Here is a 14,455-nt window from a genome sequence, read left to right as displayed (position 1 = left end):
GGCGCGGCTTCAGCCGCCCGCCCGCATGCAAGACGTTCCGTCGCACCCCTCGCGCGCCCTAGGGCGCGCCCCCGTCTGGGGGGAGATAGTTCACCACCTGCGGCACCTATCGGGCGGCGCAGTTATATGTTACGATTTTCACGTAATCTACGTCAAATTTGTCGTATATCGGAGGGGATAATGTTCGACACAATCGTTATCGGGGGCGGGCCGGCGGGAGTGACGGCGGCGCTGCGGGCGCGGGAGCTCGGGGCGACCGTCACGATGCTTGAGCGATCCGCGCTCGGGGGGACCTGCCTGAACGACGGGGTGGTGCCGACCCGCGTGCTGGCCCGGGCCGCCCGCCTGATCGGCGACGCCGGCCAGTTCAGCGAGTACGGCCTGGTCGGCGGCGTCCCGAGCGTCGACTTCCCGAGCCTGCTCGCCCACGTGCGCCGGGTGGTCGCCCAGATCGATGACAAGAAGCACCTGCTCGATCACCTCCAGGCGTCCGGCGTGCGCGTGGTCGCCCCGGCGGGGAGCGTGGGCTTCGTCGACCCGCACACGGTGCAGCTCGGCTCAGGCGAGCGGATCGAGGCCGACCGCTTCATCATCTGCGCCGGCGGACAATCGCGGCGGATCAGCTTCCCGGGGGTCGAGCACGCGCTCAGCTACCGTGATCTCTGGTCGCTGCCGCAGCTGCCGCGGTCGCTCGCCATCGTCGGCGGCGCGGCCACCGGCTGCCAGCTGGCGTCGATCTTCGCCGCCTTCGGTAGCCAGGTCACTGTGCTCGAAGCCGGCCCGCGCATCCTGGGCATGACCGACCCGCTGATCGCGACTCAGCTTGAGGCGGCGTTTGTGCGGCGCGGGATCGACGTGATCAGCGGGATCAGCGGCGTCGAGCGCATCGAGAAGGGCGGGGATGGGCTGACCCTACACTACCGCCTGGCCGACCAGTCCCACACCGTCGTGGTCGAGGCCGTCCTCCTCGCGGTGGGCTGGGAGGGCAACCTGGCCGCCCTGAACCTGGAGGCGGCCGGGGTCCACTACGAGCGTGGCTACATTCAGGTCGACAACACGCTGCGCACCTCGGCGCCGCACATCTACGCGGCGGGGGACATCACCGGGCGCATGCCGCTGGTGCAGAGCGGCAGCCACGACGGGCGCGTCGCCGCAGAGAACGCGGTGCTGCGCGGCGAGCGCGCCCACACCCACACGATCGTGCCCTTCGGCGGCTTCACCGACCCCGAGTATGGCGCGGTCGGCATCACCGAGGCCCAGGCCCGCGCCGCCGGCGACTGCGCGGTGGCGGTCGTCCCCTACAGCGATCTGGATCGGGCGGTGGTCGACGGGAAGACCCACGGGGCCTGCAAGCTGATCGTCTCGCGGCCGGACGGGCGCATCCTGGGCGCGCATGTGGTCGGAGTTCACGCCCTGGAGATCGTGCAGCTGGTGGCCGCCGGCATGGCGACCGGCATGCACGTGGCGCAGCTCGCCGAGCTGGAGATCGCCTACCCAACCTTCACCGCGATCATCGGCCTGGCCGCGCGCCAGCTAGTGCGCGAGCTGGGCATCGTCGACCTGGCGCCCTCGTGGCGCGCGCTCGGGCAGCTGCGGGCCACCGAGTGGGAGCGCAGCGACACGATCCGGCCGCGCCGAGGGTAGCTGCGCTCCCACTCGGCGCGGAGGAGCGCCGCTACAGCTCAGCGATCCGCCCGCGCAGCGTGGCCAGGGCGGCCCGCGCTGTCTCCAGGCTATCGCGCTCGCGCTGCACTACGTTGGCCGGGGCTTTGGCCACGAAGCCCTCGTTCGCCAGCTTGGCCTCGCGGCGGGCCACGTCGGCCTCAGCCTGATCCAGCTCCTTGGCCAGGCGGGCGCGCTCGGCCTCCAGGTCGATCAGGCCGGCCAGCGGCAGGTAGGCCTCCAGGGTGCCGATCACGATCGCCGCCGACTGGCCGGGCTTGGCGTCAAGCGACTCGACGATCGTCAGCCTCTCGGCGTCCACGCGGCCCAGGCGGGCGATCAGCGCCGCCTGCCCGCGCAGCATCGCGGCCCGCTCGCCGGCCACCACCGTGGCCGCCACCCAGCGCGCCGGCTCCACCTTGTACTCGCTGCGGATGTTGCGGATGGCCACGATCAGCTCCTGCACCAGCCCCCAGTCGGCCTCGGCCGCATCGCTCACCAGGGCCTCGTCGCCCGTCGGGTAGCTGGCCAGCATCAGGCTGTGCTCGGGGCCGGGCGCCACACCCTCCACGCGGGTCAGGTACTGCCAGACCTCCTCGGTGACAAACGGGATGTAGGGGTGCAGCAGGCGCAGGCTGCCCTCCAGCACGGTGTAGAGCACCGCGCGGGTGGCCTGCTGCTGCGCGGCGTCGCCCTCAAGCTGCACCTTGGCGATCTCGACGTACCAGTCGGCGAACTCGCCCCAGAGGAAGTCGTGCATCTGGCGGCCGGCCTCGCCGAAGTTGTAGCTCTCCAAGAGGCGATCCACGTCCAGGCAGAGCCGGCTGTAGCGCGAGAGGATCCAGCGGTCGGCCAAACTCATTGCAGATTGCAGATTGTAGATTGCAGATTGAGCCTCGCTCTGTGCAATCTGCAATTTGAAATCTGCAATCTGCAATTTCGAGATGACAAAGCGGGTGATATTCCAGATCTTGTTGGCGAAGTTGCGGGCCGACTCGATCCGCTGCGGGTTGAGGTTCATGTCCTGGCCGGGCGTGCCCGAGGTGGCCAGGGTGAAGCGCAGCGCGTCGGTGCCCTGATCGCCCATGATCACCAGCGGGTTGACCACGTTGCCGTAGGACTTGGACATCTTGCGGCCGTGCTCGTCGCGCACCAGGCCGTGCAGGTAGATCGTGTGGAAGGGCTCGACGCCGGTCAGGTAGCAGCCCATCATCATCATGCGGGCCACCCAGAAGAAGATGATGTCGTAGCCCGTCTCCATCACGCTGGTCGGGTAGAAGGTCTTCAGGTCGGGCGTCTCGTCGGGCCAGCCGAGGGTGCTGAAGGGCCAGATGCCCGAGGAGAACCAGGTGTCGAGCACGTCCGGGTCCTGGGTGGCTCCCTCGGGCGGGGCCTCGTCGGGGCCGGGGACGACCATGGTGCCGTCGGGCATGTACCAGACCGGGATGCGGTGTCCCCACCAGAGCTGGCGGGAGATGCACCAGTCCTCAAGGTTCTCCATCCAGTGGAAGTAGACCTTCTCGAAGCGCTCGGGGATGATCTTCGTGCGGCCCTCGCGGACGGCGGCCATGGCCAGCTCGGCCAGGGGGCGCACCTTCACAAACCACTGCTCGGAGAGCAGCGGCTCGATCACCTCGCCGCCGCGCTGGCTGATGCCGACGCTCATGGTGTGCGGCTCGGTCTTGACCAGCAGCCCCTCTTTTTCGAGGTCGGCCAGCATGGCCTTGCGGGCGGCGAAGCGGTCCATCCCGGCGTAGGGGCCGCCCTCGGCGTTCAGCGTGGCGTCGCGGTTGAGGATGGTGATCTGGGGCAGGCCGTGGCGCTTGCCGACCTCGTAGTCGTTCTTGTCGTGGGCGGGGGTGATCTTGACCGCGCCGGAGCCGAACTCCTTGTCCACATACTCGTCGGCGATGATCGGGATGGCCCGGCCGAGGGCGGGCAGGATGGCCTGGCGGCCCAGCAGGTGGGCGAAGCGCTCGTCGCCGTGGGCGGTGGCGACCGCCGTGTCGCCCAGGATCGTCTCGGGGCGGGTCGTCGCCACTGTGATCCACTCCGTCACCCCCTCGGCCCAGCGCCCGGAGCCCCAGGCGTGGCCGAAGGGCGCGGCGTCCGAACCCCCGTCCCCTGTCCCCTGTCCCCTGTCCCCAACGACGGGGTAGCGCACGTACCAGATCGAGACATTGCGCGTCTCGTACTCGACCTCAAGGTCGCTGACGGCGGTGCCGAGGTTGGGCGACCAGTTCACGAGGTAGGTGCCCTTGTAGATCAGGCCGTCGTCATAGAGCCGCTTGAAGGCGGTGTGGACCGAGCGCGAGAGGCCGGCGTCAAGGGTGAAGCGCTCGCGGTCCCAGTCGCAGGACGCGCCGAGTCGGCGCAGCTGGTTCTGGATCTCGCCGCCGTACTTCTCCTTCCACTCCCAGGTGCGGCGCAGGAACTCCTCGCGGCCGACGGCCTCGCGGGTGGTGCCCTCGCTGCGCAGCAGCTTCTCGACCTGGGACTGGGTGGCGATGCCGGCGTGGTCGGTGCCGGGCACCCAGAGCGTCTGGAAGCCCTGCATGCGCCGCCAGCGCACCATCAGATCCTCGATCGTCACAAACATGGCGTGGCCGAGGTGCAGCTCGCCGGTGACGTTGGGCGGCGGGATGGAGATCACGAATGGGGGCTTGGGGGCGTCGGCGCGCGGCGCGAAGAAGCCGCTGCGCTCCCACCATGGATAGAGCGACTGCTCGACCGGCTGGTGCTCGTAGGCCTTGTCCATCTCCGCCGGGCGCGCGGGCGGGGTCACGGGGTTGGTCATACTATCCTCGAATAGGTAACGTTCTGCTGGCCTCATTATACCAGCATGCTGCCCCCCTTCCCCGTAGGGCTGCCGCCCTAAAAACTGGTGTTGGTTTGTCCAAAATGGCCAGCGAAGCTGGCCATTTTGGACAAACCAACAAGAAATTCCGGGGAGCCAGGGGCTTACGCGGGACTCCTGCTACAATAGGGGCACCGCACCATACCAGGAGTATACTGCAATGGAGCTCCCCCCCGATCTGCTGCGCCAGGCCCACTACTGGATGCGGCTCGCCCGCGCCCTCGATGACCGAGGCACCTTCCTCCACAAGCAGAGCATGATCGTCGGCGGCTACTTCTCGCAGATCGGCCACGAGGCGGTGAGCGTGGGGGCGGCCCTGGCCCTCGGCCCCGACGACGTCGCCGCGCCGATGCACCGCGACCTGGGCTTCTACCTGGCCCGCGGCATCACGCCGCGGCGCGTGCTGGCCCAGTTCATGGGCCGGGCCACCGGGGTCAGCCGCGGCCGCGACGCGAACATGCACGGCATGGGCGACCTGAGCTTCGGCATCGTCGGCTTCATCAGCCACCTGCCGGCCTCGCTGCCGGTGGCCGCCGGCATGGCCCATGCCTTCGCGCTCAGGGGCGAGCCCCGCGTGGCCATGGCCTTCTATGGCGACGGCAGCTCCTCGCAGGGGCTGGCCCACGAGACGCTCAACTGGGCCTCGGTCTTCCGCCTGCCGGTCGTCTTCATCTGCGAGAATAACCAGTACGCCTACTCGACCCCGCTCTCGCGCCAGATGAACATCGCGGACATCGCCGACCGGGCGGCGGGCTACGGCATGCCCGGCGTGGTGGTGGACGGCAACGACCTCGCCGCCGTCTACCGGGCCGCCCACGAGGCCGTCAAGTACGCCCGCGCCGGCGGCGGCCCGACCCTGATCGAGTGCAAGACCATGCGCATGCGCGGCCACGCCATCCACGACAACATGGCCTATGTGCCGAGAGATCTGCTGGCCGAGTGGGAGCGCCGCGACCCGATCATGCTGCTGGAGACCCACATGCGCGGCATGGGCCTGCTCGACGACGCCGGCCTCGCCGCGCTCCTGGCCCAGATCGAGGCCGAGCTGGACGAGGCCCAGGCCTTCGCCGAGGCCTCGCCCTACCCGGACGGGGCCAGCGTGCGCGATGGGGTGTATGCGTGAGGAATGTTGAATGTTGAATGTTGAATGTCGAGCGGCGAATTCAACATTCAAGGCGGGCGCGCAGGCGGGCCAGCAGCTCGGCCGAGCGGTAGGGCTTGGCGATGTAGTCGGCCGCGCCGGCCTCGAACCCGCGCACCACATCCTCCTCGCGGGCGGCGGCGCTCAGCACGATCACCGGGGTGGAGTCGGCTATCCGCGCGAGCAGATCCCACCCGCGCTCGCGATCGCTGCGCACATCGAGCAGCACCAGGTCCGGCCGCTCCTCGGCGTATGACTGCTCGGCGTGGGTGAGGTCGCTGCTCTTGGTGACGCTGAAGCCTGCGTCCTCTAGCTGAAGCCCGAGGCTGGCGAGGGTGATCACGTCGTCATCGATGATCTGAATCCGGGGCAATGCGGCGCTCCATAGCTATAATAAAACCTGCCGGGTGCGGCGTGGGGCTGCGCGGTTAAGCGAAGACGCGTCGGGCCGCATCGGACAGGCTTCTTATCTGGAATCTGGGTCAACCGGCCCGGTATTATACCACCATATGCAGACACTCTACGATGTTGTTGTGATCGGCGCCGGCCACGCGGGCTGCGAGGCGGCCAACGCGGCGGCCCTGGCGGGCTGCCGCACGCTCCTGCTGACGATCGACCTCGATAAGCTGGCCCACATGTCCTGCAACCCGAGCATCGGCGGGCCGGCCAAGGGCCACCTCGTTCGCGAGATCGACGCCCTCGGCGGCCTGATCGCCCGCGTCACCGACCGCACCGCCATCCAGATCCGCACCCTCAACGAGAGCAAGGGGCCGGCCGTCCAGTCGCTGCGCGCCCAGTGCGATAAGCGCCGCTACGCCCAGGTCATGAAGGAGACCCTGGAGCAGGTGCCCAACCTCGACATCCGCCAGGCCATGGTCGAGCGGGTCGTGCCGCTGCGCGGAATGTTGAATGCTGAATTAGGAATGTTGAATGCCGGACACCCTGATGATACGCCCCAATTCAACATTCAACATTCAACATTCAACATTATCACCCACACCGGCTTCACCTACCACGCCCGCGCCGTCGTGCTCACCACCGGCACCTTCCTGCGCGGGCGGGCGATCACCGGCGCGGCGAGCTGGGGCGCCGGGCGGGCCGGCGAGGCGCCATCGGTGGCCCTCGGCGAGGACCTGGCGAGCCTGGGCTTCCCGCTGGTGCGCCTGAAGACCGGCACGCCCCCGCGCATCCACGCCCGCACGATCGACTTCAGCCAGACCGAGGTGCAGCACGGCAGCGAGGTGCCCGTCTACTTCGGCCACTACTACGATAATGGTGAATTAGGAATGTTGAATGTCGAATTTCCGGAGCATTCACCATTCAGCATTCCTCATTCACCATTCAGCGGCCCCCCCGCCCCCTTCTACCCCCACGCCCGGCTCGACGGCTGGCGCCCGCAGCTGCCCTGCTACCTGGTCCACACCACGCCGCGTTTCCACGAGCTGATCCGCGAGAACCTGCACCGCGCGCCGCTGTTCAGCGGGGTGATCGAGGGGGTTGGGCCGCGCTACTGTCCGAGCATCGAGGACAAGATCGTGCGCTTCGCCGACAAGGAGCGCCACGGGCTGTTCCTGGAGCCAGAGGGCTGGGGCACCGGCGAGGTCTACGTGCAGGGCTGCAACACCTCGCTGCCCGAGGACGTGCAGTGGGAGATGCTGCGCAGCATCCCGGCCCTGCGCGAGGTGGAGCTGATGCGGGTGGGCTACGCGATCGAGTACGACGCGGTGGCCACCGGCGAGGTCGGCGCCGACCTGCAGGCGCGGCGGCTGGCCGGGCTGTTCCTGGCCGGCCAGATCAACGGCACCACCGGCTACGAGGAGGCCGCCGCCCAGGGCCTGATGGCCGGACTCAACGCGGCCCGCCACGTGCGCGGGGAAGAGTCGGTGATCCTCGGGCGCGACCAGGCCTACATCGGGGTGCTGATCGACGACCTGGTGACGAAGGAGATCCGCGAGCCCTACCGCATGTTCACCTCGCGGGCCGAGCACCGCCTGCTGCTGCGCGGCGACAACGCCGACCTGCGGCTGACCCCGCTGGCCCGCGAGCTGGGCCTGGTGGGCGCGGCGCGCGCCGCGGCCGTGGAGCGCAAGCGCGCGCAGAGCGCCGACCTGCGGGCGCAGCTGGAGGGCCGGCGGGTCTTCCCGTCGGCGGCGGTCAACGCGGCCCTCGGCGCGGCCCAGATCGCGCCGATCAGCCAGCCGCTGAGCGCCTTCGAGCTGCTCTCCCGGCCAGGCCTGCGCTACGGCCAGCTGCGGGAGGCCCTCGGCCTGCCCGACGCGCCCGCCCCGGCCGTCGAGCAGGCTGAGATCGCGGCCCAGTACGGCGGCTACATCGACCGCCAGCGGCGCGAGGTGGAGCGCCTGCGCAAGATGGACACCCGGCGCATCCCGGACGACATGGACTACGCCGCGCTCTCTGGCCTGCGCAACGAGGCCCGCCAGGTGCTCCAGCGCTTCCGCCCGGCCACCCTCGGCCAGGCCGGCCGGCTCGCCGGGATCACCCCCGCCGATGTGACGATCATCCTCTTCGCCCTGGAGCGGCGGCGGGAGCCGCCCACAATGCCGTAGGGCCGAGGCATCGCCACGGGATGCATGGGGGGCGACCGGTGGCATCCGGCGGCGATGCTTCGGCCCTACTTGATCGGCATTGGGTCCCGGTTCAGGCTGGCACCGGCGGCCTCGGCTGGCGCCGCCTCTTCCTCGGGGTGCGCGGCGCGGCGGGCCTCGCGCCGGCTCAGCACGCGCTCGGCGAGGGCCTGCACCACCGCCATCGCCGGCACCCCGAAGGCGATCCCGGTCACCCCGCCGATCTTCCAGCCCAGCAGCACCACGAAGAGCACCAGCCCTGGCGAGAGGCTGAGCACCCGCCCGAGCAGCCGCGGCTCGACGATATAGCCCTTGAGGTTCTCGCCGACAACGATCAGCAGCACCGGCAGGAGCGACTCCGGCCATGGCAGGCTGATCAGCAGCACGCCGGCCGTCATCACGCCGCCGAGGATGCCGCCGAGGTAGGGCAGTAGGCGCACGATCGCCAGGGGGCCAAACCACAGCAGCATGCCCGGCGTCTGGAAGATCGCCAGCACGCCCAGGCTGAGGGCCATGCCGATCGCCCAGATCGCCAGCTGCCCGCGGATCGCCGCCGAGTAGGTGCGACGCACATCGTCGTAGAGCTGCTTCACATCATCCGCCCAGCGGCGGGGGATGGCCGCGCCGATGATCGCCCGCAGCGAGTCGTCGCCGGCCGACATGGCGGCGGCCACGCCGATCACCAGCAGGGTCTGCCCGCCGATCGTCAGCAGGCTGAGCGACCAGGCCAGCACCGTCGGCCCGGCCTGCTGGGCGAGCTGCCCGCTCTCGACGATCCAGCGGCTGCTGATCGGGACGCCGATGCGGTGATCGCGTAGCCAGCTGAGCAGGTCGTCGATGCGCAGGGTGGCCTGCTCGATCGCGTTGGGCAGGGCGGCCGGCAGCGAGCTGGCCTGTGAGGCCAGCGGTGCGCTGAGCGCGGCCAGGACCAGGATCAGCGACAGGTAGCCCAGCGCCCATGCCACCGGGCGCTTGACCCAGCGGCTCAGATGGTCGACCATCGGCTCAAGCAGCAGGTTGAGCAGCCAGGCTAGGCCGAAGATCGTCAGGACGTCGGCGAAGTTGCTGAGCAGTCCCACGATCTCGCGGAGCAGCCACCATGCCACCGCGACCCCAACCAGCACCACGACCGTATTTTGCACGCGTGACATGCTGCGCCCCTCTGCTGCCCTTATTGCTTCGCTGGATGTACGCTCTATCGTACCATGCCTTCGCTGGATACGCCTGCAATTCTGGTACCATGTGGGGGTTGGGGGTTGGGGGTTGGCGGAAACGCCGCTATGCTTATAGAACCCCAAACCTAACTTCCAACTCCCAACTCCTGTGCGAGAAGCGCGCTAGTACTGCGTCCGAGCATCCTTGAAGGGTTGCTCGGCCCAGGCCTGTCAGCTGGGCGCAGTCCAGCTGACAGGTCTCCGCAGTGCCCCAACCCAGCAGCAGAGCTCGGACGGTGTACTAGATGAGGAAGAGTAGAGACATGCCACATCTGTTTGACCCGCTCACGATCGGCGAGGTGACGCTGCGCAACCGCATCGGCGTCTCGCCCATGTGCCAGTACAGCGCCGAGGACGGCCACGCCACCGACTGGCACCTGGTGCATCTGGGGGCCAGGGCCGCCGGCGGCGCCGGCCTGGTGATCGTCGAGGCCACGGCCGTCGAGCCGCGCGGCCGCATCTCGCCGCATGACGTCGGCCTCTGGCAGGAGAGCCAGATCGCGCCGCTGGCCCGCGTCGTCCGCTTCATCGAGTCGCAGGGCGCCGTGGCCGGCGTCCAGCTGGCCCACGCCGGGCGCAAGGCCGGCACCGCACGCCCCTGGGATGGCGGGCGGCCGCTGGACGACGCGGCCGGCGGCTGGCCGACCGTCGGCCCCAGCCCCGTCGCCTTCGCCGAGGGCTACCGCACGCCCCAGGAGCTAGGCGTCGCCGAGATCGACCGCCTCCAGGCGGCCTTCGTCGCCGCCGCCGCGCGCGCCCGCGAGGCAGGCTTCCGCTGGCTGGAGCTGCACGCCGCCCACGGCTACCTCATGCACAGCTTCCTCTCGCCGCTCTCCAACCGCCGCGAGGACGCCTATGGCGGCAGCCTCGCGAACCGCTGCCGCTTTGTGGTCGAGACCACCCGCCGCGTCCGCGACGCCTGGCCCGCCGGCCTGCCGCTCACCGTGCGCCTCTCCTGCACTGACTGGGTGGACGGCGGCTGGTCGGGCGAGGACTCGCTCTCCCTGGCGAAGCTCCTGCGCGCCGAGGGCGTCGACCTGATCGACTGTAGCTCGGGCGGGAACGCGGCCCAGGCCAGCATCCCGGTGGGCGCTAGCTACCAGGTGCCCTTCGCCCAGGCCATCCGTCGCGGGGCCGGGGTCGCCACCGCCGCCGTGGGCATGATCACCGACCCCATGCAGGCCGACGCGATCGTGCGCAACGGCGACGCCGACCTGGTGCTGCTGGCCCGCGAGCTGCTGCGCGACCCGCACTGGCCCCAGCGCGCCGCCAAGGCCCTGCGCCAGCCGGTGCCCACGCCGCCGCAGTACGGCCGGGCCTGGTGAAGTTGGGAGTGGCAGGAGGGTGGAAAGCGCGGTGCGCGCAACTGCATGAAAGCAGTTGCGCGCACAGGTACGAGCAGCCTGGGTTAACCCGGTGGGGACTCTGATTCGCGACCTACTTGCTCGGCCCTTTGGTCTCCGCGACAGCGGCGTCGATCGAGCGGGTCAGCGTCTCAAGCCCGCCGATGGCGACATTGAGCACGCTCGTGTACAGCCCGGTGGTCGCCTTGACGAGGTCGTTGGTCGCCTTGATGATCTCGTTGCCGTCTGCGGGCACCGCGTTGCCATCCAGCGCCGAGGTCACACCGGTGAGAAAGCGCGACATGCCGACGCCGACAGCGTTCGCAACCGTGATCGGCAACGTGATAGCGGTAACTCCGAGGCGGATGAGGCCAGCACCGGACTCGGCGATGGACGAAGCAGACATCCCAGCTGCGGGTGTGGTGGACACCGGGGGCTTTGGTGTTGCCATGACAGTGTTCCTTTGCTGATGATGAGCCCATAGGTGGGCACCGCCTATTATACATCAAGAATTTGATACATCAAGCATATTCGCCTAACGCGATGCGTTACCATCCTTTCTCAACCGCGCCTTGCCCCCGGCCCACCGATTGGGTACAATGACTGCATTCGCGCCCGCCCGCGCCCGCCCTTCGCATTCGCGCCCGCCCGCGCCGGTTCGTGCCCTTCGCGTTCGCGTCCTTCGCGCCGGTTCGCGTCCTTCGTGGTCCAAACGCCCTTCGCGTTCCAGACATCACACCCCCAGGAGCCGCGCCCATGCCCAGCCTCTCATTCATCTACCCTGAGATGCTCTGGCTGCTCGGCGTGGTCGCCCTGATCTGGGCGGTGGCCCTGCTGGCGCCGCGCCGCCTGAGCCCCTGGCGCTTCTGGGGCGGGCTGGCGGTGCGCAGCGCCATCGCCCTCGCGCTGGTGCTCTCCGTGGCCGGCGCCCAGCTCGTCCTCCCGGTCGACCGGCTCACCACCGTCTTTCTGCTCGATGGCAGCGACTCGCTGGCCCCCTCGCTGCGCGCCCAGGCCGAGTCCTTCATCCAGGACGCGCTGGATAGCATGCCTGAGGGCGACGAGGCGGCGATCGTGGTCTTCGGCGGCGGCGCCCTGGTCGAGCGCGCCCCGAGCGATATCCGCCGCCTCGGCCGGATCAGCTCGGTGCCGGTGGCCACCCGCACGAACATCGCCGACGCCATCCAGCTCGGCCTGGCCCTCTTCCCCGGCGACGTGGAGAAGCGCCTGGTGCTGCTCTCCGACGGGGCCGAGAACAGCGGCCACGCCATCGAGGCCGCCCGCCTCGCCGCCGCCCGTGGCATCCCGATCTCGGTCGTGGACCTGGCCCTGCCCAGCGGCGACGCCGAGGCGCTGGTCGGCCAGATTGAGGCCCCCACCCGCGTGCGCGACGGCCAGCTGGCCAGCCTCAAGGCCACCATCGAGAGCACGATCGCCCAGCGGGCCACGGTGCGCCTGGTGGGCGACGCCGGCGTGATCGCCGAGCGCCAGATCGACCTCCAGCCCGGTGCCACCGTCGTCCCCTTTGAGGTGGCGGTGAGCGGATCCGGCTTCCAGCGCTACCGCGTCCAGGTGCAGCCCGAGCGCGACGGCCGGGCGCAGAACAACGAGGCCTCCGCGCTCATCCAGGTGCAGGGGCCGCCGCGGGTGCTGGTCGTCTCGCCGAGCCGCGCGGACTCGGCCGCTCTGGTGAGCGCCCTGAAGGCCACCAACGTGCTCGCCGAGCCCCTGGCCCCCGAGGCCATCCCGGCCGACCTGGCCGGCCTGAGCGTCTACGACGCGGTGATCCTGGTGAACACGCCGGCCCGCTCCCTGCCCGTCGGCGCGATGGCCGCCCTCCCATCCTATGTGCGCGACCTCGGCAAGGGCCTGCTCATGATCGGCGGCGACGCGAGCTTCGGCGTGGGCGGCTACGGCCGCACCCCGGTCGAGGAGGCCATGCCCGTCTATATGGACGTGCGCAACCGTGAGGAGCGCCCCGACCTGGCGATCGTCTTCGTGATCGATAAGTCCGGCAGTATGGACGCCTGCCACTGTAGCAGCCCCGACCGCGGCAGCGCCCAGATGAACACCTCCGGCGGCCGCAAGGTGGACATCGCCAAGGATGCGATCGCCCAGGCCTCGGCCCTGCTCGGCCCACAGGACCACATGGGCGTCGTGACCTTCGACGGGCAGGCCTTCCAGACGATGGCTGTCACCCAGGGGGCAACCGTGGACGAGGTGATCAGCGCGGTGGCTGGCGTGGAGCCGCGCGGCGCCACCAATGTGCGGGCCGGCCTGCTCAAGGGCGAGGAGATGCTCGTCGGGGTGGACGCGCGCATCAAGCACATGATCCTGCTCACCGACGGCTGGGGCGGCGGTGGCAGCCAGAACGATATCGCCCAGCGCCTGCGCGGCGAGGGGATCACGCTGAGCGTGGTGGCGGCCGGCGGCGGATCGGCCGACTACCTGGAGCAGCTGGCCCTGGACGGCGGCGGGCGCTACTACCCGGCCCAGGATATGGCCGACGTGCCGCAGATCTTCATCCAGGAGACGATCACCACCGTCGGCAACTATATCATCGAGCGACCCTTCACCCCGGTCGCCGTCGGCCAGAGCCCGCTGCTCGCCGGCATCGGCGGCACGCCCCAGCTCTACGGCTTCAACGGCAGCACGCTGAAGGACTCCGCGCGCCTGGTGATGTCCACCGACGATGACCAGCCGCTCCTGGCCACCTGGCAGTATGGCCTGGGCCACAGCGCGGCCTGGATGAGCGACGCCAGCGGGCGCTGGGCGAAGGACTGGCTGACCTGGGCGGACTTCCCGCGCTTCGCCGGGCAGCTCCTCGGGTCGGTGCTGCCCGTGCGCGGCGGCCAGGAGATCAGCACCGACGTGACCATCTCCGGCGGCGAGACGACGGTGAGCGTCGATACGGGCGCCCTCGCCTCGGCGGACCTGGCGATGACGGCTACTCTGATCGGCGGCGACGGCAGCCGGCAGGATCTGCCGCTGACCCAGGTTGGGCCGAGCAGCTACCAGGGCCGGGTCGAGAACCCATCGCCCGGCACCTACCTGGTGCAGATCAGCGGCTCCCAGGGCGAGCGGCCGCTCATCCAGGAGACGGCAGGGCTGGTGGTGCCCTACTCCTCGGAGTACCGCTCATCGCAGGGCAACCCGGCCCTGCTCGGCGAGCTGGCCGCCCTCACCGGCGGGGCGACGATCAGCGCGGCCGCCGACGCCTTCGCCCACGTGGATATGCGCGTGACCTCGGCCCGCGAGATCGGCCTGCCCCTGGCGCTCCTGGCCCTGCTGCTGCTGCCCCTGGACATCGCCCTGCGCCGTCTGATGCTGCGCCGGGAGGACTTCGGCGCTGCGGGGGCCTGGTGGGCCGCCCGCCAGTCCGCCCGCGCCGCGCCCGCGCCGACTCCCGCGAGCGCCACGCTCGACCGGCTGGCCGACGCCAAGCGCCGCGCCTCCGCGCAGCTTGACGGTACCCCCAGGCAGCAGCCGTCGACTAACGCCCCGCCGCCGCCGCCCGCCGCCCCGCCCGAGGACCCGCTGGAGCGGCTGAAGGCCGCCCGCGACCGGGCGCGCCGACGCGCGTCCGGCGAGGAGTAGGGCCATATGCGCGGCGAAGCCGCGCCGGGCGCACGCGCTGCGACTTCAGTCGCGAG

9 protein-coding genes are annotated in these 14,455 nt (G+C 70.0%); 5 read left to right on the top strand and 4 right to left on the bottom strand.

Annotated elements, in window-relative coordinates:
• Nucleotides 1-180: 180 nt before the first annotated feature.
• On the top strand, nt 181-1,644 hold the full coding sequence (locus K2Z83_RS02345; protein ID WP_220593584.1) for an NAD(P)/FAD-dependent oxidoreductase: 1,464 nt from the start codon (nt 181-183) through the stop codon (nt 1,642-1,644).
• Between the two features lie 31 nt (nt 1,645-1,675).
• Here the strand turns inward: K2Z83_RS02345 and K2Z83_RS02340 are convergent, their stop codons facing one another.
• Nucleotides 1,676-4,459, bottom strand: a complete 2,784-nt coding sequence (locus K2Z83_RS02340) for a valine--tRNA ligase (protein ID WP_220593583.1) — start codon at nt 4,457-4,459, stop codon at nt 1,676-1,678.
• Between the two features lie 220 nt (nt 4,460-4,679).
• Here K2Z83_RS02340 and K2Z83_RS02335 point away from each other — a divergent pair, with 220 nt between their 5' ends.
• Nucleotides 4,680-5,642, top strand: coding sequence for a thiamine pyrophosphate-dependent dehydrogenase E1 component subunit alpha (locus K2Z83_RS02335; RefSeq protein ID WP_220593582.1), 963 nt, complete (start codon nt 4,680-4,682; stop codon nt 5,640-5,642).
• A gap of 40 nt (nt 5,643-5,682) precedes the next feature.
• Here the strand turns inward: K2Z83_RS02335 and K2Z83_RS02330 are convergent, their stop codons facing one another.
• A complete protein-coding gene (locus tag K2Z83_RS02330) occupies nt 5,683-6,033 on the bottom strand; it encodes a response regulator transcription factor (protein WP_220593581.1) in 351 nt (116 codons plus the stop codon).
• Between the two features lie 136 nt (nt 6,034-6,169).
• On the opposite strand from K2Z83_RS02330, the gene K2Z83_RS02325 reads away from it, so the two are divergent.
• Nucleotides 6,170-8,227, top strand: a complete 2,058-nt coding sequence (locus K2Z83_RS02325) for a tRNA uridine-5-carboxymethylaminomethyl(34) synthesis enzyme MnmG (protein WP_220593580.1) — start codon at nt 6,170-6,172, stop codon at nt 8,225-8,227.
• Nucleotides 8,228-8,292: 65 nt separating this feature from the next.
• Here K2Z83_RS02325 and K2Z83_RS02320 read toward each other — a convergent pair whose 3' ends face one another.
• The gene (locus K2Z83_RS02320; protein ID WP_220593579.1) at nt 8,293-9,396 is read right to left on the bottom strand and encodes an AI-2E family transporter; all 1,104 of its coding nucleotides are present in this window, start codon (nt 9,394-9,396) and stop codon (nt 8,293-8,295) included.
• 326 nt (nt 9,397-9,722) lie between these two features.
• Between K2Z83_RS02320 and K2Z83_RS02315 the strand changes: the two genes are divergently transcribed.
• Nucleotides 9,723-10,784, top strand: a complete 1,062-nt coding sequence (locus K2Z83_RS02315) for an NADH:flavin oxidoreductase/NADH oxidase (protein ID WP_220593578.1) — start codon at nt 9,723-9,725, stop codon at nt 10,782-10,784.
• 112 nt (nt 10,785-10,896) lie between these two features.
• Here K2Z83_RS02315 and K2Z83_RS02310 read toward each other — a convergent pair whose 3' ends face one another.
• On the bottom strand, nt 10,897-11,253 hold the full coding sequence (locus K2Z83_RS02310; RefSeq protein ID WP_220593577.1) for a hypothetical protein: 357 nt from the start codon (nt 11,251-11,253) through the stop codon (nt 10,897-10,899).
• 305 nt (nt 11,254-11,558) lie between these two features.
• Between K2Z83_RS02310 and K2Z83_RS02305 the strand changes: the two genes are divergently transcribed.
• Entirely contained in the window at nt 11,559-14,399 is a 2,841-nt protein-coding gene (locus K2Z83_RS02305) for a VWA domain-containing protein (RefSeq protein ID WP_220593576.1), read from the top strand.
• Nucleotides 14,400-14,455 lie beyond the last annotated feature (56 nt).

The organism is Oscillochloris sp. ZM17-4 (assembly GCF_019599295.1).
Lineage (GTDB): Bacteria > Chloroflexota > Chloroflexia > Chloroflexales > Chloroflexaceae > Oscillochloris.
Note: the sequence above shows the minus strand (reverse complement) of the source record. Positions and strands in the feature narration are given on the sequence as shown.